We start from the raw sequence: 23720 nt of genomic DNA on the forward strand, positions 1-23720 counted from the left end.
CATGTCGACACTGCCCACCACCCGCGAGACCCGTGGCGAGGACCTCGCTGCCGAGGGCAAGAGCTACAAGTACGGCTGGGCCGACGAGTCCAAGCCCGTCAACACGATCAAGAAGGGTCTGTCCGAGGAGGTCGTGCGCGAGATCTCGGCGCTGAAGGACGAGCCCGAGTGGATGCTCGAGGCGCGGCTCAAGGGCCTGAAGGGGTTCCAGCGCCGTCCCATGCCGACGTGGGGCTCCGACCTGTCCGGCATCGACTTCGACGACATCTACTACTTCGTCCGGTCGACCGAGAAGCAGGCGACCTCGTGGGAGGAGCTCCCCGAGGACATCAAGAACACCTACGACCGCCTGGGCATCCCCGAGGCGGAGAAGCAGCGCCTGATCGCCGGCGTCGCCGCCCAGTACGAGTCCGAGGTCGTGTACCACAAGATCCGTGACGACCTCGAGGAGCAGGGCGTCATCTTCCTCGACACCGACACGGCCCTGCGCGAGCACGAGGACCTGTTCCGGGAGCACTTCACCAAGGTGATCCCGATCAACGACAACAAGTTCTCCGCGCTGAACACCGCCGTGTGGTCCGGCGGGTCGTTCATCTGGATCCCCGAGGGCGTCAAGGTCGACATCCCGCTCCAGGCCTACTTCCGCATCAACCAGCAGAACATGGGCCAGTTCGAGCGGACCCTGATCATCGCCGAGCCCGGCAGCTACGTGCACGACGTCGAGGGCTGCACGGCGCCGATCTACCAGTCCGACTCGCTCCACTCCGCCGTCGTCGAGATCATCGTCAAGCCCGGCGCCCGCGTGCGCTACACGACCATCCAGAACTGGTCGAACAACGTCTACAACCTGGTCACCAAGCGGGCCGCGGCCTACGAGGACGCGACCATGGAGTGGATCGACGGCAACATCGGCTCCAAGGTCACGATGAAGTACCCCGCTGTCTGGCTGATGGGCCGCGGCGCCCGCGGTGAGGTCCTGTCCGTCGCCTGGGCCGGTGACGGCCAGCACCAGGACGCCGGCGCGAAGATGGTCCACCACGCCCCGGACACCTCGAGCTCGATCGTCTCGAAGTCCGTCGCCCAGGGGGAGGGGCGGACCAGCTACCGCGGTCTGGTCGAGATCCACGAGGGCGCCGAGCGCGTCAAGTCGAGCGTGGTCTGCGACGCCCTGCTGCTCGACGAGCACGCCCGGTCCGACACGTACCCGTACATGAACATCGCCGAGGACGACGCCCAGATCGGCCACGAGGCCAGCGTGTCCAAGATCGGCGAGGACCAGCTGTTCTACCTGCAGTCCCGCGGGATCGAGGAGTCCGAGGCCATGGCGATGATCGTCCGCGGGTTCATCGAGCCCATCTCGAAGGAGCTCCCGATGGAGTACTCCGTCGAGCTGAACCGGCTGATCCAGCTGAACATGGAGGGGTCGGTGGGCTAGCGCCCCGCCAGCCCACCCCGCCACACCCTCGAGCAGCGAGGCCCACACGCCCATGCCCACCCCGAAGACTCTCACCGAGACCGACGTCCTCGCGATCAGCGACGCCGCCGGCGACCCGACCTGGTTGCGCGACCGGCGCCTCGAGGCGTTCAAGGCGTTCAGCGACCTCGAGTGGCCGACCGGCCGCGACGAGGACTGGCGCTTCACGAACCCGCGGCGCCTCGACCTCGACCGCGAGGTCGGCGCCGCGACGGTGGCGATCACGGCTCCCGACGGGGTGGTCGCGACCGACCTGGTGACCGCGGCCGCCGAGCACGCCGACGTCGTCCAGGCCCACTTGGGCACGGTCGTGCCGTCCGAGGAGAAGTTCGCCGCGCTGGCCCTCGCGGGCTTCGGCGGCGGGGCGTTCGTCCACGTCCCGGCCGATGCCGAGGTGGCCGACCCGATCGAGATCCGCGTCGACGCCGGCGACGGCACCGCCATCCGCTGGGTGCTCGTCGTCGTGGAGCGCCACGCCAAGGCCACCGTCCTGATCACCGGATCCGGCGCGGGCGAGACCACCGTCGTCGATGCGGTCGAGGCCGTCGTCGGCGACGGCGCGACCCTCAACCTGGTGACCACCCAGGACTGGGGCGCCGGCGTCGCCCACGTCACCACGCACCGCGGCAAGGTCGGCCGGGACGCCCACTACCAGCACACCGAGGTCAGCCTGGGCGGCGACACCGTCTACGTGCGCCCCGACGTGTGGCTGGCCGGCAAGGGCGGCGACGCGGAGATGCTCGGCGTCTACTTCCCGACGGGGGAGGAGAAGGTCGAGCACCGCTCCCTGATCTTCCACGACGCGGACCACACGACCAGCGAGTACGTGCACAAGGGCGCGCTGAGCGACACCGCGCACGCGACCTGGTACGGCAACATCCGCATCGACGTCGACGCCAAGCAGACCGTCAGCGACGAGACCAACCGCAACCTGATCCTGTCGCCCGGCGCGCGCGCCGACACGCTGCCGTTCCTCGAGATCGAGACCGCTGACGTCGCGGGCTGCGGCCACCACTCCTCGGTCGGCCAGGTCGACGAGGTCCACCTCTGGTACCTGCAGTCCCGCGGGATCCCGCGCGACGAGGCCGCCCGGATGCTCGTCTTCGCGTTCTTCACCGACGTGCTCGACCGCGTCGACGCCCCCGGCGTCGAGGAGAAGGTCCTGGCCGACATCACCGACGCGATCCGGAGCGCGCCGGTCACGCTGATGGATCCCCGTCGCACCGCGGGTGCGTCCCGCTCGACCGGCGGTGCCATCGACGTCGGCAGCCACGACGCCGGCGCCGGTCCGGCGAACTTCGGGGGCGCGCCCGCGTGAGCTTCGAGCGCGCCCTGTCCCTCGACGACCTCGAGGTCGGCCACGCGGCCTGCGTCGAGCTGGCCGGCGAGCCGATCTGCCTGGTCCGGCTGGACGCCGACACCGTCAAGGCGGTGCACGACACGTGCAGCCACCAGCAGTACCCCCTCCACGAGGGCTGGATCGAGGGGAACACCATCGAGTGCGGCCTGCACGGCTCGATGTTCGACCTCGACACCGGGGACCCCGACTCCCTCCCGGCCGTCACGCCGATCCCCACCTACGCGGTCCGCATCGACGACGGCGACGTCCTCGTCGACGCGACGACCCCCACGAACGGCGCGTCGCCCCCCCGCCACTGATCACCCCCGAACGAACCTGAGGACGCACACATGACTGCACGCATCGAGATCGACGGCCTCCGGGTCGAGGTCGAGGGCAAGGAGATCCTGAAGGGCCTCGACCTCGTCGTCGCCCAGGGCGAGACCCACGCCCTCATGGGGCCGAACGGCTCCGGCAAGTCCACCCTCGCCTACGCGATCGCCGGGCACCCGGCCTACGAGGTCACCGGCGGCGCGATCCGCTTCGACGGCGAGGACGTCTCCGAGATGTCGCCCGACGAGCGGGCGCAGGTCGGGCTGTTCCTCGCCATGCAGTACCCCACGGAGATCCCCGGGGTCTCCATGACCAACTTCCTCCGGACCGCGGTGAACGCGACCCGCGACGAGGACCTGCCGGTCCGCGAGTTCATGACCCAGCTCAAGGGCCACATGGCGGACCTGAAGATGGACGAGGGGTTCCTGCAGCGCAACGTCAACGAGGGGTTCTCGGGCGGTGAGAAGAAGCGCTTCGAGATCCTGCAGATGGCGATGCTCCAGCCGCGCATCGCGGTGCTCGACGAGACCGACTCCGGGCTCGACATCGACGCGCTGAAGATCGTCTCGGACGGCGTCAACCGCCTGCGCGGGCCGGACCTCGGCGTGCTGCTGATCACCCACTACACCCGGATCCTGAACTACATCCAGCCCGACCACGTCCACGTGATGGCGGCCGGCCGGATCGTGAAGACCGGCGGTGCGGACCTGGCTGAGACCCTCGAGTCCGAGGGCTACGAGCAGTTCGCCTAGACGCGGCGCCTAGCATGGGTCGAGGAGATGGAGGGAGGTCGCAGGTGGCACCGACGGGATCGTCAGGCACGACGTCGTTCGATGCGGCGGCGGTCCGGCGCGACTTCCCGAACCTCGACCGCGAGGTCCACGGGCGTCCGCTGATCTACCTCGACTCCGCGGCGACGTCGCAGAAGCCGACGGCGGTGATCGACGCGGTCACCGACATGTACCGGTGCCACACCTCGAACGTGCACCGCGGCGTCCACGCGCTGGCGGAGGAGGCGACCGACCGCTTCGAGGGGGCCCGCACGAAGGTCGCCCGCTTCGTCGGCGCGGACCCGCGCGCCGTCGTGTTCACCAAGAACGCCACCGAGGCGTTCAACCTGCTGGCCCACTCCTGGGCGCGCCGTCGCCTCGGGCCGGGTGACGTCCTCTGCTACACCCAGATGGAGCACCACGCGAACCTGGTGCCCTGGCAGATGGCGGCCGCGGACGCCGGGTTCGAGCTGGCGGCCGTCCCCGTGACCGACGGCGGTCGCCTCGACCTCGACGCCTTCGCCGAGATCGTGTCCGGCGGACGGGTGAAGCTGCTCGCCGTCACCGCGATGTCGAACGTCGTCGGGACGATCAACCCGGTCGCCGAGATGGCCGACGCGGTCCGCCGCGCGAACCCGGAGGCGGTCGTCGTCGTGGACGGTGCGCAGAGCGTCCCCCACATGCCGACGGACATGGCCGATCTGGGCGCGGACTTCCTGTGCTTCAGCGGCCACAAGATGTGCGGCCCCTCGGGGGTCGGCGTGCTCGCCGGCCGCCTCGACCTGCTCGAGTCGATGCCCCCGTTCCTCGGCGGCGGCGAGATGATCCTCGACGTCCAGCTGTACGGCGCCACCTACAACGAGGTGCCCTACCGCTTCGAGGCCGGCACCCCGATGATCGCCGAGGCGGTCGGGCTGGGCGCTGCCGTCGACTACCTCTCGGCCCTCGGCATGGACGCCGTCCGCGCCCACGAGGTCGCGCTCCTCGAGCAGGTCCTCCCCGCGCTCGGTGAGATGCGCGGCGTGACCGTCCACGGCCCGGCCGACCCGAAGGCCCGCGGCGCCGCGGTCAGCTTCGCGATCGAGGGCCTGCACCCCCACGACATCGGGACGATCCTCGACCGCGAGGGCGTGGCGGTCCGGGCGGGCCACCACTGCGCCAAGCCGCTGGTCCGCTCGCTCGGCAGCGCCGCGACGACGCGGGCGTCGTTCTACCTCTACAACACCACCGACGAGATCGAGCCGCTGTGCGACGCCATCCGCGCCGCGCAGGCGTTCTTCGAGGTCTGATGCGGAGCGCGACCCATGAGCCTTGACGACCTGTACCAGGAGATCATCCTGGACCACTACAAGAAGCCCCGGAACCGCGCGCCGGAGCTCGACCCGCACGACGTGCACGTCCACCACTCGAACCCGCTGTGCGGCGACGAGATGGATCTGCGCCTGCGCGTCGGCGACGGCGCGACCGTCGGGGCGGTCGCCTACGACGGCGACGGCTGCTCGATCTCGATGTCGAGCGCGTCGGCGATGACCGAGGCCGTGATCGGCCGGGACCTCGACGACGCCCTCGAGCTCGCCGAGTCCTTCCGGCTGATGATGCACGGGGAGGAGATCGCCCGCGAGGACGACCTCCTGGATGGCGTCGCCTTCCGCGGCGTGGCCAAGTTCCCCGTCCGCGTCAAGTGCGCGCTGCTCGGGTGGATGGCCCTCAAGGACGCGATCGAGACCCACCGGGCCGGTGCCGCCGAGCACCGCGTGACCCACGACGAGGAGTGATCTGACGATGAGCGACACCACCACCGATCCCGTGACCGGCTGGCCCACCGCGGAGACCGACGAGGAGTTCGCCGCCAAGCACGGGGAGGGGGAGGGCACCGACACCCCGTTCGCCGACGCCGAGGTCGACGAGCACGGCGTCGCCACCCCCGCCGCGTGCCGGCAGGCGATGAAGGCCGTCCTCGACCCCGAGATCGGCATCAACGTCGTCGACCTCGGGCTGGTCTACGACATCGAGGTCAACGACCACACCGCCTACCTGCGGATGACGCTGACCTCGATGGGATGCCCCCTCACCGAGCTGCTCCACACCCAGGCGACGCTCGTGCTGACCCGCCTGCCGGGCATCGACGACGCCGACGTCGAGTTCGTCTTCAGCCCGCCGTGGACGACCGACATGATCTCCGACGAGGCCCGCGAGGAGCTGCGGGCCATGGGCTTCAACGTCTGAGGGCCGAACCCATGAGCGCGAACACCCGCCCGAACCAGCACGCCGTCATCGCCCACGTGGCGGACGAGCCGACCGCCGAGGCGGTGCTGTCCTCCCTCGCCGACGAGGCGTCCGTCGACCTCGCGAGCGTGAGCCACGGCTCCGGTGACGAGTTCGCCGGTCAGCTGGAGGCCGGCGAGGAGGACTCCCACGGCGCCACCCGCGTCGTGAAGTGGCTGGTGTCCCTCGGCCAGGAGCGCGAGGAGCTCGTCCGGCTCGGCCAGGTCGTCCGCGAGGGCCGGCACGGGATCGTGATCAACGACGTCACCGACCGCGAGACCCTCGACCGCATCGTCGCCGTCCTGAACCGCCACGACGCCCGGGACATCGTCTACTTCGGCGACTGGCAGACCGAGGACCTCTCGATCAGGCGCTGAGCCCCGACGGAGCGGGGCGCACGGGGGACCACGGGGGGCCGGGGCACCGCCGAAGTTGGGCGCGATCGGGGCCTACCTCGCCGTAGGGCGAGGGAGGCCCCGATCGTGTCGTGGGCGGGCTTCACGCCGCGACCGGGGTGGGGTCGGCGAGGTCAACGACCTCGCCGTGGGCGTCGGCGAAGCTGCCGGCGGGCTCGACGAGGAACCGGCTGATCCCCGCCACGACGACGGCCGAGGCGCCGATGGTGAGGAAGAACGCGGTCGGACCGGCGAACAGCAGGAGCGTGAGGTAGCAGAGCGCCCCGACGTTGCCGTAGGCGCCGACGATGCCGGAGATCTGCCCCGACACGCGCGGTTCCACCAGCGGGACGATGGCGTAGGTTGCCCCCTCGCCGGCCTGGACGAAGAACGAGCAGCACATCGCCGCCGCCATCGCCAGCCCGACCGGCCAGGCCGACCCCACCAGCGCCATGCCGCCGTACCCGACGGCCAACCCGAGCAGGATCGTCGTGAGCGTCCGCGTGCGGCTCCCCATCAGGTCGCTCATGAGCCCGCCGATCGGTCGCGCCCCCAGGTTCATGAACGCGAAGGCCGACGCGGTCGCGCCGGCGAGCACCGCCGACAGCCCGAAGGTGTCGGCGAAGAACGTCGGCAGCATCGAGACGACGGCGAGCTCCGAGCCGAAGGTCACGAAGTAGCTGGCGCTCAGGACCGCGACCGAGCGGATGGGGTAGCGGTCCCCCTCGTCGTAGGCCCCGGCCCGGGCCGGCGCGTTGACCGTCCAGATGCGGCGCGACTGCGCCACGAGCAGGACGGCGAGGGTCGCGAGGATCACGACGAGCACGCGGGTGGAGAACAGCCCGACGCGCTGCAGGCGCCAGGCGACCAGCCCGAGCACCGCCACGAGCGGGACGTTGAGGACGAGGAGCGCGTACACGCTGCGGCGGCTGGTGACCTCGAGCGCGCCCTGGCGCCGCGGACGGGCGTACGACGACCCCTCGGGTGTGTCGGTGACCGCCCGCAGGTAGTACAGGCCGTAGCCGGCTGCGAGGACCCCGGTCGCGGCGATCGCCGCGCGCCACCCGCCGATGGCGCCCGCGGCCACGGCGACGCCCGGAAGGGTGAACGCGGCCGCTGCCGAGCCGAAGTTGCCCCAGCCGCCGTAGACCCCCTCCGCGGTCCCGATCTCCCGCGGGGGGAACCACTCGCTGACCATGCGGATGCCGACCACGAACCCGGCGCCCACGATCGACAGGGCCAGGCGCGAGGCGACCAGCACCTCGAAGCTCGTCGCGAGCGCGAAGGCGGTGCAGGGCACGGCCGCGTAGACCAGGATCGCGCCGAACACCCGACGCGGACCCCAGCGGTCGAGCGCCATCCCGACCAGCACCCGGGCGGGGACCGTCAGCGCCACGTTGCACAGGCCGATGGTCAGCAGCTGCTCGCGGGAGAGCCCGAGCTCCTCGCCGATCGTCGCGGAGAACGGCGCGAAGTTGAACCAGACCACGAAGGTCAGGAAGAACGCGAACCAGGTCAGGTGCAGCACCCGGTAGCGGCCGTCGAAGCTCGCCAGGGCGCCGATGCGGGCGCGGATCGTGTCGGGGCGTGAGGGCATGGGGGAGCTCCGTGGTCGGGGGACACCGATGGGGGAGGGGTGGGTCAGGCGACGGCGACCAGCACGTGGCCGTCGACGACCCGAGTGGGGTGGGTCGACACCGCGACGGCGTCGTCGTCCAGGCAGCGTCCGTCGAGCAGGCTGAAGCGCTGCTTGTGCAGGGGAGAGGCGACCGTCGGAACGCCGTCGTGGTCGCCGACCAGCCCGCGGGCGAGGACGGCGACGCCGGTGAACGGGTCGGTGTGGTCGATGGCGACGACCCGGCCATCGCGCAGGCGGAAGACGGCGACGGGGCGGCCGGCGATGCGGGCGGCGACGCCGGAGTCGGGCAGGATCCGGTCGAGTGGGCAGGCGACCTGCCAGGTGAGCGCGGTGGCGTCGAGGACGGTGCTCATGACATCGCTCCTTCGCGGGCGGTGACGTCGACGACGGGGAGCAGCCGCCTGCGCTCGTCGTCGGTGGCGGGGCGGCGCTGGTCGCGTTCGCGCACGTAGGCGAGGTCGTCGCCGGCGTCGTCGTTGACGTAGCTCGCGAACATCGTCAGGCGCTCGGGGTCGTCGAGCGTGGCGGCCCACTCGTCGGCGTAGGTCTCGACGTGGCGGGCCATGGCGGCCTCGAGCTCGTCGGCCAGGCCGAGGGCGTCCTCCAGCACGACCGCGCGGACGTGGTCGATGCCGCCGTCGATGCGGTTCAGCCACGTCGCGGTGCGCTCGAGCTTGTCGGCGGTGCGCACGTAGTAGGCGAGGAACCGGTCGATGGTGCGGACCAGGTCCTCGGTGGACAGGTCGGTGGCGAGCAGCACCGCGTGCTGCGGCGTCATCCCGCCGTTGCCGCCCACGTAGAGGTTCCAGCCCCGCTCGGTCGCGATCACGCCGACGTCCTTGCCCTGGGCCTCGGCGCACTCCCGCGAGCACCCGGAGACCGCCATCTTGATCTTGTGCGGTGACCGGAGCCCCCGGTAGCGCTGCTCGAGCTCGATCGCGAGCGTCGTCGAGTCCTGGACGCCGTAGCGGCACCAGCTCCGCCCGACGCAGGACTTCACCGTGCGGAGCGCCTTGCCGTAGGCGTGGCCGGACTCGAAGCCGGCATCGACCAGCCGGCGCCAGATCGCGGGCAGCTGCTCCAGCCGGGCGCCGAACAGGTCGATCCGCTGGCCGCCGGTGATCTTGGTGTAGAGGTCGAACTCCTCGGCGACCGCCGCGAGGACCGCGAGCTTGCGCGGGGTGATCTCCCCGCCGGGGACGCGCGGGACGACGGAGTAGGTGCCGTCGCGCTGGATGTTGGCGAGGAACCGGTCGTTGGTGTCCTGGGTGGGGGCGTGCGCCGGGGTGAGGACGTACTCGTTGTGCTGGGTCGCCAGGATCGAGGCGACGGCGGGCTTGCAGATCTCACAGCCCCCGCCACGACCGGCGTCCGCGATGACCTCCGCGAACGTGCGGTGGCCCCGCACCCGCACCACGTCGAAGAGCTCCTGGCGGGTGAGGGGGAAGTGGGCGCACAGGCTGGTGTCGACCTCGAGGCCCTGGGCGGCCATCTCGGTGTCGAGGATCCGCTTGCACAGCGCGGTGCAGCTGCCGCAGCCGGTGCCGGCGTCGGTCGCCGCGCGCAGGCCCCCGAGCGTCGTGATGCCGTCGTGGCGGATCGACTGACAGATCGTGCCCTTGGTGACGGTGTTGCAGGTGCAGACCAGGTCGTCGTCGGCCAGGTCGCCGGGGCCGGTCGCGGGGGCGTCCACCTGGGGGGCGGCCAGCGCGGCCGCCGGCACCTCCGCAGGACGGCCGGAGGTGGTGAGGCGGAGGATCCGGTCGTAGCCGCTCGCGTCGCCGACCAGGATCCCGCCCAGGACGCGCTGGCCGTCCGCCGACGTGACGACCTTCCGGTAGACCGCGCCGATCGGGTCGTCGAACACCACCGACCGGCACCCCTCGCCGTCGCCCATCGCGTCCCCGACGCTGGCGACGTCGACACCCAGCAGCTTGAGCTGCGTCGAGAGGTCGGCGCCGTCGAAGGTGGCCTCTCCGCCGGCCAGCCGCCCCGCGAGGACCCGCGCCATCGCGTAGCCCGGCCCCACGAGTCCGTAGACCACCCCGTCGACGCTGGCGCACTCGCCGATCGCGTGCACGTGCGGGTCGGCGGTGGTGAGCGTCTCGTCCACGGCCACGCCGCCCCGCTCGCCGACGGCCAGGTCCGCGGCCCGCGCGAGCTCGTCGCGCGCCCGGATGCCGGCGGAGAACACGACGAGGTCCGTCGGCAGGGTCGTGCCGTCGTCGAAGGCGAGGTGGCTGACCCGCCCGTCGGCGTCGGCCACGATCGCGGAGGTGGCCGTGTCGGTGCGGACGTCGATGCCGAGGTCGGCGATGCGCTGGCGCAGCGCCCGGGCGCCGCCGTCGTCGAGCTGGCGGGGCATGAGCCGGGGGGCGAACTCGACCACGGCGACGTCGAGGCCGAGCAGCCGGAGCGCGTTGGCGGCCTCGAGCCCCAGCAGACCGCCCCCGATGACCACCCCGCGGTGCGCCCCGGCGGCGGCGGCGATGATCCCGTCGAGGTCGTCGAGGGTGCGGTAGGTGAAGCAGTCGACGCCGTCCGAGCCGGGGATCGGCGGGACGAACGGGCTCGACCCGGTGGCGAGCACCAGGTGGTCGTAGCCGATGACCGCGCCGTCGTCGGTCGTCACGGTGCGCGCGTCGCGGTCGATCGCGGTGGCCCGCCGGCCCATGCGGCAGTCCACCGCGGGGTGGGCCCGCAGGCCGGTGTCGGCGACGCTGAGGTCCGCCGCCGACGCCCCCTCGACGTAGGAGGAGAGGTGCACGCGGTCGTAGGCGGCGTGGCGCTCCTCGCCGATCACGGTGACGTGGTGGGCGCCGAGCAGCCCGGCGCGGTCGAGCTCGGTGAGGAAGCGCGCGCCGACCATGCCGTCCCCGACGACGACGGTCCGGATGGGGTCCGGGGGGGTGGGGTCCTGCATGGCCCACACCGTGGGCGCTGCGCGTTACCGCGCCGCCCGCTCGAGGTGACGTGCGTGTGTCGTGGACGTCGCGCGCCACCGCGACGCAGCGGTCACACACAGGAAACACGACCGCCGGTCACCTGGAACACGGCCGGCCCACGATGGCCGGTGCCCTGACCGCGGGGATCCGAGTCGAGAAGAGGAGGTGCGGTGGAGTCGACCGTCGTCGCCGTCACCGGCGCACGTCGTGGCCAGGACCTCGTCGACGCCTTCGAGCGTCGCGGGGCGACGGTCATCCACGCCCCGATGCTGAGCGGTGACCACCCCGCCGACGACGCCGAGATCGTCGCGGACACCGAGGTCATCCTCGGCCTCCGCCCCCAGTGGATCGTCGCGACCACCGGCATCGGCATGCGCCTGTGGCTCGAGGCCGCCGAGCGGGCCGGGCTCCGCGGGCGGCTCGAGGACCTGATGGCCGGCACCCGCTGCATCGCCCGGTCCGCGAAGGCCGAGGGCGGGCTGGTCGGCGCGGGCATCACCCCCGCCTGGGTGTCGCCGAAGGAGACCGACGCGACGGTCGCCGCGTGGCTCGCCAGCAGGGCGCTGCCGGGCGACGCCGTGGCGGTCCAGCTGCACGGCGGCCACCCCCGCGCCTATGACGGCCTGGTCGACGCCGGCCTCGACGTCGTCTCGGTGATGCCCTACCGCACCGGACCCCCGACGGACCTGGCGCGGGCGAGGGAGCTCGTCGACGCCCTGGTGGCCGAGGAGGTCGACGTGCTGACCTTCACCTCCCCCGGGGCGGTGCGGAACCTCGTCGACGTGGCCGGGGCGGACGCCGACGCGCTGCGCGCCGTGGCCCGCACGCGGACCGCCGTGGCGGCCGTGGGACCGGTGACGGCCGGCACGTGCGAGGACGTCGGTCTGCCGGTGCGGATGTCGCCGGTGCGCTACCGCTCGATGGACCTGGTCCGCGAGGTCGAGGCGTGGCTCGCCCGCCGGGAGTGGGAGCGCCCCGTCGAGGTCGTCATGAACCCGGGGGACTCCTCCGCGATCGTCGACCAGACCGAGATCCCCCTCGGCAAGCGCGAGTACCTGGTCCTCGCGACCCTCAGCCGCCGCGGCGGGTCGGTGTGCCGGACCGAGGAGCTGATCACCCAGGGCTGGGGGCACGAGGTGCCCGAGGACGCAGGGACCGTGAAGCACCAGGTCGCGCGGCTGCGCCGCAAGCTCGAGGGCACCTCGGTGGGGATCCAGACCGTCCGCGGCGTCGGCTACCGCCTGGTCAACGAGGGGTAGCGCCGGCAGCTGCGGGTGTGCGGGACGCCCCGTCGGAAGGGACCTGGTCGGCGGAGGGGACCTGGCTCACCGCGACCGGGGTGTGCTTCACCCCGGCGATGCCGGAGATCGGGTCGAGGGCGTCGTCGGTCAGGTCGTTGATGCCCTCCCAGTGCCACGCGACGAACAGCGTGTCGGCGCGCAGGTCGGGGTTCGTCGTCCACGTGAGCGACACCGACCCGTGGCGCGACGTCAGGACGACGGGCCGGTCGGGGTCGAGCCCCTCGGCGGCGGCCGTGGCCGGGTGGACCTCGAGGACCGGTTCGGGTGCCTTGGCCAGCTGGGCGGGGATCCGACGGGTCTGGTTGCCCGACAGGTAGTGGTCGCGGTGCCGTCCGGTGGTGAGCACCAGCGGGTGGGCGGCATCGGGCAGGACGTGGGGGGAGGAGGGGGTCACGACGTGGAACCGGGCCAGCCCGTCGGGGTGGCCGAAGCGGTCGACGTGCAGGACCGGGGTGCCCTCGGGCCGATCCGGCGGGGCGGGCCAGAAGATGCCGCCGTCGTCGCGGATCCGGTCGTAGTCCATGCCCGAGTAGTCCGCGGTCCCGCCGGCGGACAGGGCCTTCAGCTCCTCGAACACCTCGCGGCCGGTGTGGAAGTCGAAGTGGTGGCGGACTCCGAGCCGGCGGGCCAGCCCGCGGATGACGTCGAGGTCCCCGCGGACCGCGACCGGCGGGACGGCCTGGTCGACGCGCACCACCCGCCCCTCCGTCGTGGTGATCGTGCCGTCCTCCTCGGCGAAGGTCGTGCCGGGGAGGACCACGTCGGCGTACCGGGCGGTCTCGGACATGAACGGGTCGATGACGACCAGGTGCTCGAGGCGCTCGAGCGCGCGGCGGATCCGGGCACTCCGCGGGGCGGACACCGCGGGGTTCGCGGAGATCACGACCGCGCCGCGGACCTCGCCCGCCTCGGCGGCGTGGAGGATCTCGACGTAGGTCTTCCCACGACCCGGCAGGTCCTCCGGGGCGACGCCCCACCGCTCGGCGACGACCGCCCGGTCCGCGGGGTCGTCGATCGACCGGTAGCCGGGCAGCTGGTCGCAGCGCTGCCCGTGCTCGCGGCCGCCCTGGCCGTTGCGCTGGCCCGTCATCGGCATGATCCCGCAGCCCCTGCGGCCCGCCCACCCGCGCGCGAGCGCGATGTTGATCCAGCCGAGGACGGCCTCGGTGCCGTTGACCTGCTGCTCGATGCCGCGGGCGTGGAGGATCATGCCGTTCCGGGCGGTGGCGATGCGCTCCGCGGCCCGTGCGAGGTCGTCCAGGCCGACGCCGGCGGCCAGGGCGGTCCGCTCGAGATCCCAGGGCTCCACCGCGTCGAGGACCGCGTCGACCCCACTGGTGCGGGCGCGCACGAACGGCCAGTCGACCCCGCCGCGCACCGCCACCTCGCGCAGGAGCCCTGCCGCGAGGGCCGTGTCCGCGCCGGGGCGGACCGCCAGGTGCACGTCGTCGCCCTTGATCAGCTTCGAGCCCCGCGGATCGACGACCACGAACCGCGTCCCCTTGCGGCGCGCCTTGGCGATGAGCGGCATCAGCAGCGGGTAGGCGTCGGGCAGGTTGGCGCCGACCACGACCACGACGTCGGCGTCGGGCAGGTGCTCGAGGGGTGTCATGGCCCGGTCCACCCCGAAGGCCCGCACGGCGGCGGCCCCGGCGGACGTCATGCACAGCCGCCCGTTGGGGTCGATGTGGGGCGTCCTGAGCGCCAGCCGGGCGAACTTGCCGACCAGGTAGGCCTTCTCGTTGGTGAGCGACCCGCCGCCGAGGACCGCGTTGGCCGCCGGTCCGTGGGCGTCGCGGATCCGGGTGAGCCCCTCCGCGGCCACGTCCAGCGCCTCGTCCCACCCGACCGGGGTGAGCACGCCGTCACGCCGCACGAGCGGGTCGACCAGTCGGTCGGCGTGGTGCACCTGCTCCCAGGCGGTGATGCCCTTGGTGCACAGGCCGCCCCCGGACAGCGGGGACGCCTTCCACTTGGCCTGGCCGGTCACCCGGCCGCGGTCGACCGTGAGCTTCATGCCGCAGTCGAGGGCGCAGTACGGGCAGTGCGTGATCACGTCGTCCGACATGCGCACCAGGACACGCGGTCGCCGTCTCGACCCGATCGCGGTCGTGTGTCGGGCGTGTCACGGTGCGGTCGTGTGCGACGGCCCATCGACGACGAGCGACGCCCCGACCGGTCGTCGGCTCACCAGGGGAGCGGGCCGTCGGCGTCGATGAACACCCCGCTCGGACCGCCCGCCTGCCCGGTGGCGGCGCGGACGATGATCGCCGTGCCCTCCTCCACCGTCTGGTGGCCCCGGTGGCCGTTGAGGTCCGTCGCGGTGTAGCCGGGGTCGACGGCGGTGAACCGCACGTCGGGGATCGCCCGCGCGTACTGCGAGGTCACCATGTTCAACGCCGCCTTCGAGGACGGGTAGATCAGGCTGTGGATCTGCGACTCGAGTCGGGTCGGGTCCGACGTGCGGGTGATCGAGCCGACGCCGCTCGAGACCATGACCACCCGCGGGTCCTCGGCGCGGCGGAGCAGCGGCAGGAACGCCCGGGTCACCCGCACCGGCCCCAGCAGGTTGACGCCGAAGCAGGCGAGGAAGTCAGACGGTCCGGTCTCCTCGGGGGGGACCGCGGGACCGGTGATGCCGGCGTTGTTGACGAGGACGTCCAACGGATCCCCGGCGTCGTCGACGACCTCCACGGCCGCCTCGACCGACGCGTCGTCGGTCACGTCGAGGGCGAGCGGGGTGACCCGCCCGGGCAGGGAGGCCAGCCCACGGGCGGCCTCGGCCCCGCGGCCCGGATCACGGGACCCCAGCCAGACGTGCCAGCCCAGGCTGGCGAGGTCGTGTGCGGCCTGGAGGCCCAGGCCGCGGTTCGCTCCGGTGATGAGTGCAGTGGTCATGGCCCAGACCTTGGGGTGCCGGCGGCCCCCTGCCCAGGGCCCGGTCAGCCTGGGACCGGCGATCCCAGGCTGGGGGCCGTGGGTTCCGGCATGCTTGGCGACATGGACCGCGATGGTCTCGCCACCGCGTTGGTGGCTGCGCGCGACCGGCTGCAGCCGGCCGACGTCGGCCTGCCGGCGGGCTCACGTCGCCGCGTCCCCGGCCTGCGCCGTGAGGAGGTGGCCGCGCTCGCCGGCATCTCCGTCGACTACTTGGTGCGCCTCGAGCAGGGCCGCGGGCCCCGGCCGTCGGCCCAGGTGGTGACCGCGCTGTCCCGGGCGCTCAGGCTGAGCAGGGACCAGCGCGACCACCTGCACCACCTGGCCGGGATCGACCCGCCACGTCCGGGCCGCATCGACGACGTCGTGCGGCCAGGCACCCTCCGGGTCCTGGACCGGTTGGCGGACCTGCCGGCGATGGTCCTCGACGCGAAGGGCGACGTGCTCGCCTGGAACGACCTGGCCCTGGCCCTGGTGGGTGACCTGACCGCGTGGCCGGGCGCGCGGCCCAACATCGCCCGCATCCAGTTCCTCGGGGGTCCGGGACGGGTCGTGCACACCGACGAGGGCGCTGCCCTCGCCGCCACCGTGGCCGACCTGCGGGCGGTGTCGGCTCGCTACCCCGACGACCCGGATCTGGCGGCCCTGCTGACCGACCTGCGACGGGGGAGCGACCGCTTCGCAGACCTGTGGGACGCCGGCCACGTCGAGGTGCTCCGGGAGGCGACGAAGACCTTCGAGCACCCGGTGGTCGGGCGCCTGACGCTCGACTGCGACGTCCTGGCCCTGCCAGACGCCGATCAGCGGGTGATCGTCTACTCCGCCGCGCCGGGTACGCGGGACGCGGAGGCCCTGGACCTGCTCCGCGTCGTCGGCGTGCAGGACCTCGAGGGGACCCGCTGACCGGAACCGGTCGGGGCCCGGTCAGAGCCGTCCGGGATCAGGCGATCAGCTCGTAGGAGCGCCAGAGGCCGAAGTCCTCGATCGGGAGGATCTCGATGTCGCGGAAGCCGGCCCCCTGGGCGTAGGCCCGCAGCGTGGACGGCCGGATGACGGTGCCGGTCCACCGAGTGGTCGCGGGACAGGGCGGGCACAGCGTCAGGCTCAGCCCGTACCTCAGCCGTTCGAGGTCGTCGCCGGGCGGGTCGAAGACCTCGGCGACCGCCTCGTCCATCACCACGACGACCCCGGCGTCGTAGCTGCCGTGCATCTCCGCGCCGTCGGCGAGGTGGAAGCGGACCCGGTCGGCCACGCCGGCCTCGGCGGCGTTGCGGCGGGCCATCTCGACGGGCATGGCGTTGCCCGCGCCGAAGAGGTGCGCGGCGAAGGCCTCGGGGTCGGTGGTGGTCAGGGGTGTGGCGGTGGTGGTGCTCATGGGGGGCAGCGTGCGGGACGCGGCTGTCAGGGACCTGTCAGACCGATGTCAACGGCGCGGACGGCACGGCGGCCCCGCCGATCCGGCATGCTGTGGAGTGATGCGCATCGCCCTGTTCATCACCTGCCTGGCCGACACGCTGTTCCCGGACGTGGGGCGGGCGACGGTGCAGGTGCTGGAGGGCCTGGGGCACGACGTGACCTTCCCGCCCTCCCAGACCTGCTGCGGCCAGATGCACACCAACACCGGCTACGAGGGGATGGCGGTGCCGCTGGTCGCCAACCACGTCGAGGCGTTCGAGGACAGCGACGTGGTGGTCGCCCCCTCGGGGTCGTGCGTCGGATCGGTGCGCCACCAGCACGCGATGATCGCCCGTGCGGCGGGGGAGGCGCGGCTGGCGGAGCGCGCCGAGGCGGTGGCCGCGAGGACCTACGAGCTGAGCGAGCTGCTCGTCGACGTCTTGGGCGTCACCGACGTCGGGGCGGTGTTCCCGCACCGGGTGACCTACCACCCGACCTGCCACTCCCTGCGCATGCTCAGGGTGGGCGACCGGCCCCTGCAGCTGCTCCGGGCGGTGCGGGGCATCGACCTCGTCGAGCTCCCGGGTGCGGAGGAGTGCTGCGGGTTCGGGGGCACGTTCGCGGTCAAGAACGCCGACACCTCCACGGCGATGCTGGCCGACAAGATGCGGCACGTGCGCAACACCGGCGCGGAGTACGTCACGGCCGGGGACTCCTCGTGCCTGATGCACATCGGCGGGGGCCTGTCGCGGCTGCGGACCGGGGTCAGATCGATCCACCTGGCCGAGATCCTGGCCAGCCGCGACGGGGCGGGTCGTCAGGCGGTGGTCGCATGACCCCGCCGCCGGTGCCCGCCGGCGCCACCCGCCTGCCGGTCGTGCACGCCCCGCGCGGCGTGGGCCACCTCCGCGGCGACGCGCCGTTCCCGGCCGCGGCACGCGGTGCCCTGGCGGACAGCCAGCTGCGGCGCAACCTCGGTCACGCCACCGCCACGATCCGCGCCAAGCGCGCCGGGGTGGTCGGCGAGGTCGACGACTGGCAGGCCCTGCGCGAGGCGGGATCGGCGATCAAGGCCGACGTGATGAGCCGGCTGCCCGAGCTGCTCACCCAGCTCGAGGCCACGGTGACCGCCGCCGGCGGGCAGGTGCACTGGGCGCGCGATGCGACCGAGGCCAACGCGATCGTCACCGACCTCGTCCGCCGGACCGGCAGCGACGAGGTCGTGAAGGTCAAGTCGATGGCGACCCAGGAGATCGGGCTCAACGAGGCCCTCGCCGATGCCGGGATCGCGGCGATCGAGACCGACCTGGCCGAGCTGATCGTCCAGCTGGGGCACGACGCCCCCTCCCACATCCTCGTCCCCGCCATCCACCGCAACCGTGCGGAGATCCGCCGGATCTTCCTCCGCGAGATGCCCGACGTGGACCCGGCGCTGACCGACGAGCCGCGGATGCTCGCCATGGCCGCTCGCCGCCACCTCCGCCGGAAGTTCCTGTCCGCCCGGGTCGCGGTCTCCGGCGCCAACTTCGCCGTCGCCGACAGCGGCACCCTCTGCGTGGTGGAGTCCGAGGGCAACGGCCGGATGTGCCTGACCCTGCCCGAGACGCTGATCACGGTCATGGGCATCGAGAAGCTGGTGCCGACGTGGACCGACCTCGAGGTGTTCCTGCAGCTCCTCCCGCGGTCGTCGACCGGGGAGCGGATGAACCCCTACACGTCGTTCTGGACCGGTGTGACCCCCGGCGACGGCCCCCAGGACGTCCACCTGGTGCTGCTCGACAACGGCCGCTCGGCGGTCCTGGCCGACCCCCAGGGCCGCGAGGCGCTGCACTGCATCCGCTGCTCGGCCTGCCTCAACGTCTGCCCGGTCTACGAGCGCACCGGCGGGCACGCCTACGGCTCGGTCTACCCGGGCCCCATCGGCGCGGTGCTGAGCCCCCAGCTGACCGGGGTGGAGGACAACCCGTCGCTGCCCTACGCCTCGTCGCTGTGCGGTGCCTGCTACGACGCCTGCCCGGTGAAGATCGACATCCCGTCGATGCTGGTCCACCTCCGCGCCGCCCACGTCGAGGCCGTCGCGGACGACCGCCGGGTACCCAGACCCGAGCACGCGGCGATGCAGTCCGCCGCGTGGGCGATGGCGGACGCCCGCCGCTTCGCTGCGGCCCAGAAGGCCGTCCTGGCCGGCCGGCTGCTGGCGCGCGACGCCGGCGGCGGGCAGCGGCGGATTCGGTCGCTACCACCGCCGTTCAACGCCTGGACGGCCAGCCGTGACCTCCCCGAGCCGCCCCGGCAGACGTTCCGCCAGTGGTGGCAGCAGCGGGGGGGATCGCGTGGTTGACGGCGCGCGGGGCGCCCACGGCGAGGCCAGGCAGGTGGTCCTCGACCGGATCCGCGCGGCGCTCGACGGCCAGCCGCCCCCGGCGGAGATCCCGCGCGGCTACGCCGTCGACCATCCCGCGCTCGGCGACCAGGCGGCGGTGCTCGACCGGTTCGTCGACCGTGTGACCGACTACCGCGCGGACCTGACCCGCACCGGCGTCGACGGGATCGCCGCGGCGGTGGCCGCGGCGCTGGGCGATGCCCGGTCCGTCGTGGTCCCACCGGACCTGGACGGCACCTGGCTGCCCGACCACGTCGACTCGCGCCCCGACCACCAGTTGCCCGTCGCCGACCTGGACGCCGTCGAGGCGGTCATCACCGCCGCCGCGGTCGGCATCGCCGAGACCGGCACCGTCGTCCTGGACGCCGGTCCCGGCCAGGGACGGCGCGCCATCAGCCTCGTCCCCGACCTGCACGTCTGCGTGATCCGCGCCGACCAGGTCGTCGCCACCGTCCCCCAGGCCGTCCGCCGGCTGGATCCCACCCGGCCCCAGACCTGGATCTCCGGTCCCTCGGCCACCAGCGACATCGAGCTCGACCGCGTCGAGGGCGTCCACGGGCCCCGCACCCTCCACGTCGTCCTCGTCGACTGACCACCTGCACGTCGACCCGTCCGTCGACATCGACAGCTGGCGGTAGGGGGCTTTCCACCGTTCCCACTGGGAAGGGTTGGGGCCTTCTCCCTGTTCAGTACGCACATGGAACCGCTCATCGCAGAACCGGCCGAGCTCACGAACGACGAGATCCGCCGGTACTCCCGCCACCTGATCATGCCCGACATCGGCATGGCCGGGCAGGGACGCCTGAAGGCCGCGAAGGTGCTGCTCGTCGGCACCGGCGGTCTGGGCTCACCGGCGGCGATGTACCTGGCCGCGGCCGGCGTCGGCACGATCGGCCTGGTCGACTACGACACCGTCGACGAGTCCAACCTCCACCGCCAGGTGATCCACGGCACCAAGGACATCGGCAAGCGGAAGACCGAGTCGGCGAAGGAGACGATCCTCGACATCAACCCCGGTGTCGACGTGATCATCCACGAGACGCTGCTCCGCAGCGACAACGCCCTCGACATCATCGCCGGGTACGACCTGGTCATCGACGGGACCGACAACTTCCCGACCCGGTACCTGGTCAACGACGCCTGCGCGATCCTCGGGAAGCCGTACGTCTACGGGTCGATCTTCCGCTTCGAGGGCCAGCTCGCGGTGTTCTGGGCGGAGCAGGGGCCGACCTACCGCGACCTCTTCCCCGAGCCGCCTCCCCCGGGGATGGTGCCGTCCTGCGCCGAGGGCGGTGTGTTCGGCGTGCTGTGCGCCACGATCGGCGCCGGCCAGGTCACCGAGGCGATCAAGCTGATCACCGGGGTCGGCACGCCGCTGATCGGCAGGATGAAGCTGTACGACGCGCTCGACGCCGACTGGCGCACCATCAAGATCAAGTCCGACCCGGACGCGGCGCCGATCACCGAGCTGATCGACTACGAGGAGTTCTGCGGGATGCCCGCGAACGACCACGTGCAGGAGGACGTCAGCGACTTCGACGTGCAGATCACCCCGGAGGAGTTCGAGAAGGTCCGCGACGCGGTCACCCTGATCGACGTCCGCGACCCGCACGAGTACGAGATCTCCCGCATCGAGGGGTCCCGCCTGATCCCGCTCGGCGAGCTGCCGACCCGGATGGACGAGCTCGACTCGGCCGACGACATCGTGCTGCAGTGCAAGACCGGCCGCCGGTCGATGGAGGCCCTCGAGATCCTGCGGGGTGCGGGCTTCCGGAAGCTCCGGAACCTCCAGGGGGGGATCAACGCCTACGCCCGCGAGATCGACCCGCAGATCCCGACCTACTGACCCTGATCTCCTGACCCTACTGACCGGCGTCGATGCGGATCTCGGTCACCCGGAAGCCGGTCCGGGCCGTCACCGTGAACCGCAGCGGCCCGTGGACCACCGTGGTGCCGACCGCCGGGACCTGCCCGATCTCGTGCTCGAGGAAGCCGGCGAGGGTCTCGTAGGGACCGTCGGGCAGCGCCAGCCCGGTGCGGTCGGCGAGCTCGTGCGGCCGGAGCGTCCCCGGCACCACCATCTGGCCGTCCGGTCGGCGTCGCAGCCGCCGTGACACGCGGTCGGTCTCGTCGTCGAAGTCGCCGATCAGCTCCTCGACGATGTCCTCCATCGCGACGAGGCCACTCACCGACCCGTACTCGTCGACGACCATGGCGACGTGCTGGCGCTCCGATCGCATGTCGAGGAGGAGGTCCTCGATCGGCCGGGAGTCCGGCACGACCAGCGCCGGCCGGGCGAGCGCGGCGATGCCCTCCCCGGCATCGCTCCCGGCGTCGTCGACCCGGCTGAGGATCAGGTCCTTCACCGTCAGCACGCCGAGGACGTGGTCGAGGTCGCCGGAGTGCACCGGGATCCTCGACCGGCCGGTCCGGCGGGCGAGCTGCAGCACCTCCTCCCGCGACGCGTCGGCCGGGACGCTGACGATGTCGCCGCGGGGGATCATCACCGACTCGGCGTCGAGGCCCGACAGCTCGAGGGCCCGGCTGAGCAGGGTCTGCTCGTCCCCGCCGATCGTCCCCTCCCGGGCGCTCTCGCGGATGACCATCAGCAGGTCGCTCGGCGCGTGGGCCACCGCCAGCTCCTCCTGCGGCTCCACGCCGACCAGCCGCACCAGCCCGTTCGCCATGGCGTTCAGCGCGACGATGACCGGCCGGAACACGGTGACGAACACCCGGAACGGCCGGGCCAGCGCCAGCGCGGACCGCTCGGGGTCGGCGATCGCCCAGGACTTCGGCGCCATCTCGCCGACGACCATGTGGAGGAACACCACGATCGACAGGCCGATCCCGAAGCCGATCGCCAGCGACGCCTCCTCGGGCAGCGGGGTGTTGTCGGCCAGCAGGTGCTCGAAGAAGCCGGCGACGAGCGGCTCGGCGACCGTGCCCAGGCCGAGGCTCGCCATCGTGATGCCGAGCTGGGCGCCGGCGAGGGTCACCGACAGCTCCCGCAGCCCGGTGATCGCCGCCTCGGCGCGGGTGTCGCCCTCGGCGGCGAGCTGCTCCATGCGCGTGCGGCGCGCGGCCAGCAGCGCGAACTCCGCCGCGACGAACACGCCGTTGGCGATCAGCAGCAGGATGGCGACCACGCCGCCGACGAGGCCGGTCATGGCAGCGGCCCGCGCTCGGGTGCGGCGGTCGAGGCCAGTGACAGGCGCACGGACTGCACCGCGTGGCGGTGGACGCTGAGGACGTCGAGCACGATGCCGTCGACCTCGACGCGGTCGCCGACCGTCGGCACCCGCCCGAGCTGGGCCATGACCAGGCCGCTCACCGTGTCGTGATCGCCCTCGGGCAGCGCGATGCCGGTGTCGCGTCGCACCTCGTCCATCCGCCAGCCGCCCGGCACCCGCCAGCTGCCGTCCGCCCGGCGCACCGGCGACCGCTCGAACGGGTCGTGCTCGTCGAGGATCTCGCCCACGAGCTCCTCGATGACGTCCTCGAGGGTGACGATCCCGGCGGTCCCCCCGAACTCGTCGACGACGATCGCGAGCTGGGTGTGGGCGTCGCGCAGCAGGCGCAGGACCTCCGGCAGCGGCGCGGTCTCGGGGACCGCCATCTCCCCCTCGACCAGGGCGCGGACCGGGGTGATGCCGAGCTCGTCGGCGGCGACGTCGACCAGCTCCTTGATGCTCACGACGCCGCGGACGTCGTCGAGGCCCTCGGGTCCCGTCACGGGGAACCGGGTGTGGCCCGTCTCGGCTGCCAGGGCGACCAGCTCGTCGCACGTGGCGTCGTCGGCGATCCAGACCACCTCCGACCGCGGGCGCATCGCGTCGTCCGCCTTCAGCTCGCGGAACTCGATCGATCGCTGCAGCAGCCCGCTCACCCCCGCCTCCAGCGCGCCGGACTCCGACGAGCTGGCGATGATGTGCTCGAGCTCGTCGAGGGTGACGGCCTGGGCGATCTCCTCCACCGGCTCGATGCCGACCGCGCGGATCAGCGCGTTGGCCGAGCCGTCGAACAGCCGGATCACCGGACCGAACAGGCGCAGGTACAGCTGCTGGCTGCGCGCGACGCCGCGGGCGACGTCCTCGGCCTTCGCGATCGCGAGGTTCTTCGGCCCGAGCTCGCCGACGACCATCTGCGCCGCGGTCGAGAACACCAGGCCGATGGTCAGCGCCACCGCCGTCGACGACGCCGCGGGGACGCCGAGCGGCTCGAGGACCGGGGCGAACAGCGCGCCGAACACCGGCTCGGCGATGAACCCGACCGCCAGGGACGTCACGGTGATGCCGAGCTGGGCGCCGGACAGCGCGAAGCTGAGCCGCTCGATGACCGCGACGGCCCGTGACGCACGGCGGTCGCCGTCGGCCGCCGCGGTCTCGAGGCGGCTCCGCCGCGCGGCGACCAGCGCGAACTCGGCCGCCACGAAGTAGCCGTTCGCGAGGATCAGGGCGATGACGGCCGCCAGCCCGAGCAGCGTCACCGGGTGCGGCACCTCATGGCCGGCAAGTCTCCCACATCCTCCGGACGCTGCAGGTGGT

The 23720-nt window shown here is 72.6% G+C and carries 22 protein-coding genes; 14 read left to right on the plus strand and 8 right to left on the minus strand.

Going from position 1 to position 23720, the window contains the following annotated elements; translation table 11 throughout:
- Position 1: 1 nt before the first annotated feature.
- The 8 genes from sufB to ACEQ2X_RS05925 are packed head-to-tail and all read left to right on the plus strand — an operon-like array spanning position 2 to position 6558.
- Positions 2-1435, plus strand: coding sequence for a Fe-S cluster assembly protein SufB (gene sufB, locus ACEQ2X_RS05890; protein WP_370324859.1), 1434 nt, complete (start codon positions 2-4; stop codon positions 1433-1435).
- A 52-nt stretch (positions 1436-1487) separates the two neighbouring features.
- Positions 1488-2792 carry a Fe-S cluster assembly protein SufD gene (sufD, locus tag ACEQ2X_RS05895; RefSeq protein ID WP_370324860.1) on the plus strand — a complete coding sequence of 435 codons (1305 nt, stop codon included), beginning with the start codon at positions 1488-1490 and terminating at the stop codon, positions 2790-2792.
- Entirely contained in the window at positions 2789-3133 is a 345-nt protein-coding gene (locus ACEQ2X_RS05900; RefSeq protein WP_370324861.1) for a Rieske (2Fe-2S) protein, read from the plus strand. The genes sufD and ACEQ2X_RS05900 overlap by 4 nt, the downstream gene beginning before the upstream one ends.
- Positions 3134-3163: 30 nt before the next feature.
- Positions 3164-3898, plus strand: coding sequence for a Fe-S cluster assembly ATPase SufC (sufC, locus tag ACEQ2X_RS05905; RefSeq protein WP_370324862.1), 735 nt, complete (start codon positions 3164-3166; stop codon positions 3896-3898).
- Between the two features lie 14 nt (positions 3899-3912).
- Positions 3913-5205, plus strand: coding sequence for an aminotransferase class V-fold PLP-dependent enzyme (locus ACEQ2X_RS05910; protein WP_370324863.1), 1293 nt, complete (start codon positions 3913-3915; stop codon positions 5203-5205).
- A 15-nt stretch (positions 5206-5220) separates the two neighbouring features.
- Positions 5221-5691 carry a Fe-S cluster assembly sulfur transfer protein SufU gene (gene sufU, locus ACEQ2X_RS05915; protein WP_370324865.1) on the plus strand — a complete coding sequence of 157 codons (471 nt, stop codon included), beginning with the start codon at positions 5221-5223 and terminating at the stop codon, positions 5689-5691.
- 7 nt (positions 5692-5698) lie between these two features.
- Complete coding sequence (locus ACEQ2X_RS05920; RefSeq protein ID WP_370324866.1) at positions 5699-6142, plus strand: metal-sulfur cluster assembly factor; 444 nt, start codon at positions 5699-5701, stop codon at positions 6140-6142.
- Between the two features lie 11 nt (positions 6143-6153).
- Positions 6154-6558 carry a hypothetical protein gene (locus tag ACEQ2X_RS05925; protein WP_370324867.1) on the plus strand — a complete coding sequence of 135 codons (405 nt, stop codon included), beginning with the start codon at positions 6154-6156 and terminating at the stop codon, positions 6556-6558.
- Between the two features lie 121 nt (positions 6559-6679).
- On the opposite strand, the gene ACEQ2X_RS05930 is transcribed toward ACEQ2X_RS05925, so the two are convergent.
- From ACEQ2X_RS05930 to nirB, 3 genes are read right to left on the minus strand one after another with little or no spacing between them, the layout of a single operon-like run.
- Positions 6680-8173: a NarK family nitrate/nitrite MFS transporter gene (locus tag ACEQ2X_RS05930; RefSeq protein WP_370324868.1), complete on the minus strand. Its 1494-nt coding sequence runs from the start codon at positions 8171-8173 to the stop codon at positions 6680-6682.
- A 44-nt stretch (positions 8174-8217) separates the two neighbouring features.
- On the minus strand, positions 8218-8568 hold the full coding sequence (gene nirD / locus ACEQ2X_RS05935; protein ID WP_370324869.1) for a nitrite reductase small subunit NirD: 351 nt from the start codon (positions 8566-8568) through the stop codon (positions 8218-8220).
- Complete coding sequence (gene nirB / locus ACEQ2X_RS05940; protein WP_370324870.1) at positions 8565-11138, minus strand: nitrite reductase large subunit NirB; 2574 nt, start codon at positions 11136-11138, stop codon at positions 8565-8567. The genes nirD and nirB overlap by 4 nt, the downstream gene beginning before the upstream one ends.
- Positions 11139-11330: 192 nt before the next feature.
- Here nirB and ACEQ2X_RS05945 point away from each other — a divergent pair, with 192 nt between their 5' ends.
- Positions 11331-12419 carry a uroporphyrinogen-III synthase gene (locus ACEQ2X_RS05945; protein ID WP_370324871.1) on the plus strand — a complete coding sequence of 363 codons (1089 nt, stop codon included), beginning with the start codon at positions 11331-11333 and terminating at the stop codon, positions 12417-12419.
- On the opposite strand, the gene ACEQ2X_RS05950 is transcribed toward ACEQ2X_RS05945, so the two are convergent.
- Both ACEQ2X_RS05950 and ACEQ2X_RS05955 read right to left on the minus strand, forming a co-directional pair.
- Positions 12406-14529 carry a molybdopterin oxidoreductase family protein gene (locus ACEQ2X_RS05950; RefSeq protein ID WP_370324872.1) on the minus strand — a complete coding sequence of 708 codons (2124 nt, stop codon included), beginning with the start codon at positions 14527-14529 and terminating at the stop codon, positions 12406-12408. The genes ACEQ2X_RS05945 and ACEQ2X_RS05950 overlap by 14 nt on opposite strands.
- A 119-nt stretch (positions 14530-14648) precedes the next feature.
- Positions 14649-15359: an SDR family NAD(P)-dependent oxidoreductase gene (locus tag ACEQ2X_RS05955; RefSeq protein WP_370324873.1), complete on the minus strand. Its 711-nt coding sequence runs from the start codon at positions 15357-15359 to the stop codon at positions 14649-14651.
- Between the two features lie 102 nt (positions 15360-15461).
- Between ACEQ2X_RS05955 and ACEQ2X_RS05960 the strand changes: the two genes are divergently transcribed.
- The gene (locus ACEQ2X_RS05960) at positions 15462-16301 is read left to right on the plus strand and encodes a helix-turn-helix transcriptional regulator (protein ID WP_370324875.1); all 840 of its coding nucleotides are present in this window, start codon (positions 15462-15464) and stop codon (positions 16299-16301) included.
- 37 nt (positions 16302-16338) lie between these two features.
- Here ACEQ2X_RS05960 and ACEQ2X_RS05965 read toward each other — a convergent pair whose 3' ends face one another.
- Positions 16339-16773: a hypothetical protein gene (locus ACEQ2X_RS05965; RefSeq protein WP_370324876.1), complete on the minus strand. Its 435-nt coding sequence runs from the start codon at positions 16771-16773 to the stop codon at positions 16339-16341.
- 100 nt (positions 16774-16873) lie between these two features.
- On the opposite strand from ACEQ2X_RS05965, the gene ACEQ2X_RS05970 reads away from it, so the two are divergent.
- The 4 genes from ACEQ2X_RS05970 (at position 16874) to moeB (ending at position 21022) form a co-directional block, all read left to right on the plus strand.
- Positions 16874-17629 (plus strand): (Fe-S)-binding protein, encoded by a 756-nt coding sequence (locus tag ACEQ2X_RS05970; RefSeq protein ID WP_370324877.1) that lies wholly within the window; start codon positions 16874-16876, stop codon positions 17627-17629.
- Positions 17626-19134 (plus strand): LutB/LldF family L-lactate oxidation iron-sulfur protein, encoded by a 1509-nt coding sequence (locus ACEQ2X_RS05975; protein WP_370324878.1) that lies wholly within the window; start codon positions 17626-17628, stop codon positions 19132-19134. Before ACEQ2X_RS05970 ends, ACEQ2X_RS05975 begins: the two co-directional genes overlap by 4 nt.
- Positions 19127-19768: a lactate utilization protein C gene (locus ACEQ2X_RS05980; protein ID WP_370324879.1), complete on the plus strand. Its 642-nt coding sequence runs from the start codon at positions 19127-19129 to the stop codon at positions 19766-19768. The genes ACEQ2X_RS05975 and ACEQ2X_RS05980 overlap by 8 nt, the downstream gene beginning before the upstream one ends.
- Before the next feature lie 105 nt (positions 19769-19873).
- On the plus strand, positions 19874-21022 hold the full coding sequence (moeB, locus tag ACEQ2X_RS05985) for a molybdopterin-synthase adenylyltransferase MoeB (RefSeq protein WP_370324880.1): 1149 nt from the start codon (positions 19874-19876) through the stop codon (positions 21020-21022).
- Between the two features lie 16 nt (positions 21023-21038).
- Here the strand turns inward: moeB and ACEQ2X_RS05990 are convergent, their stop codons facing one another.
- Together ACEQ2X_RS05990 and ACEQ2X_RS05995 are read right to left on the minus strand one after the other, a co-directional pair.
- The gene (locus ACEQ2X_RS05990; protein WP_370324881.1) at positions 21039-22343 is read right to left on the minus strand and encodes a hemolysin family protein; all 1305 of its coding nucleotides are present in this window, start codon (positions 22341-22343) and stop codon (positions 21039-21041) included.
- The gene (locus ACEQ2X_RS05995) at positions 22340-23662 is read right to left on the minus strand and encodes a hemolysin family protein (RefSeq protein ID WP_370324882.1); all 1323 of its coding nucleotides are present in this window, start codon (positions 23660-23662) and stop codon (positions 22340-22342) included. Before ACEQ2X_RS05995 ends, ACEQ2X_RS05990 begins: the two co-directional genes overlap by 4 nt.
- Positions 23663-23720 lie beyond the last annotated feature (58 nt).

The organism is Euzebya sp., from assembly GCF_964222135.1.
In the GTDB taxonomy this organism is placed as follows: Bacteria; Actinomycetota; Nitriliruptoria; order Euzebyales; family Euzebyaceae; genus Euzebya.

Excerpts from the sequence above, each read along its gene's own strand:
- sufB (WP_370324859.1), top strand. The coding sequence starts at position 2 with ATGTCGACACTGCCCACCACCCGCGAGACCCGTGGCGAGGACCTCGCT.
- sufD (WP_370324860.1), top strand. The coding sequence starts at position 1,488 with ATGCCCACCCCGAAGACTCTCACCGAGACCGACGTCCTCGCGATCAGC.
- sufC (WP_370324862.1), top strand. The coding sequence starts at position 3,164 with ATGACTGCACGCATCGAGATCGACGGCCTCCGGGTCGAGGTCGAGGGC.
- ACEQ2X_RS05910 (WP_370324863.1), top strand. The coding sequence starts at position 3,913 with ATGGGTCGAGGAGATGGAGGGAGGTCGCAGGTGGCACCGACGGGATCG.
- sufU (WP_370324865.1), top strand. The coding sequence starts at position 5,221 with ATGAGCCTTGACGACCTGTACCAGGAGATCATCCTGGACCACTACAAG.
- ACEQ2X_RS05920 (WP_370324866.1), top strand. The coding sequence starts at position 5,699 with ATGAGCGACACCACCACCGATCCCGTGACCGGCTGGCCCACCGCGGAG.
- ACEQ2X_RS05925 (WP_370324867.1), top strand. The coding sequence starts at position 6,154 with ATGAGCGCGAACACCCGCCCGAACCAGCACGCCGTCATCGCCCACGTG.
- ACEQ2X_RS05930 (WP_370324868.1), bottom strand. The coding sequence starts at position 8,173 with ATGCCCTCACGCCCCGACACGATCCGCGCCCGCATCGGCGCCCTGGCG.
- nirD (WP_370324869.1), bottom strand. The coding sequence starts at position 8,568 with ATGAGCACCGTCCTCGACGCCACCGCGCTCACCTGGCAGGTCGCCTGC.
- nirB (WP_370324870.1), bottom strand. The coding sequence starts at position 11,138 with ATGCAGGACCCCACCCCCCCGGACCCCATCCGGACCGTCGTCGTCGGG.
- ACEQ2X_RS05950 (WP_370324872.1), bottom strand. The coding sequence starts at position 14,529 with ATGTCGGACGACGTGATCACGCACTGCCCGTACTGCGCCCTCGACTGC.
- ACEQ2X_RS05955 (WP_370324873.1), bottom strand. The coding sequence starts at position 15,359 with ATGACCACTGCACTCATCACCGGAGCGAACCGCGGCCTGGGCCTCCAG.
- ACEQ2X_RS05960 (WP_370324875.1), top strand. The coding sequence starts at position 15,462 with ATGGACCGCGATGGTCTCGCCACCGCGTTGGTGGCTGCGCGCGACCGG.
- ACEQ2X_RS05965 (WP_370324876.1), bottom strand. The coding sequence starts at position 16,773 with ATGAGCACCACCACCGCCACACCCCTGACCACCACCGACCCCGAGGCC.
- ACEQ2X_RS05970 (WP_370324877.1), top strand. The coding sequence starts at position 16,874 with ATGCGCATCGCCCTGTTCATCACCTGCCTGGCCGACACGCTGTTCCCG.
- ACEQ2X_RS05975 (WP_370324878.1), top strand. The coding sequence starts at position 17,626 with ATGACCCCGCCGCCGGTGCCCGCCGGCGCCACCCGCCTGCCGGTCGTG.
- moeB (WP_370324880.1), top strand. The coding sequence starts at position 19,874 with ATGGAACCGCTCATCGCAGAACCGGCCGAGCTCACGAACGACGAGATC.
- ACEQ2X_RS05990 (WP_370324881.1), bottom strand. The coding sequence starts at position 22,343 with ATGACCGGCCTCGTCGGCGGCGTGGTCGCCATCCTGCTGCTGATCGCC.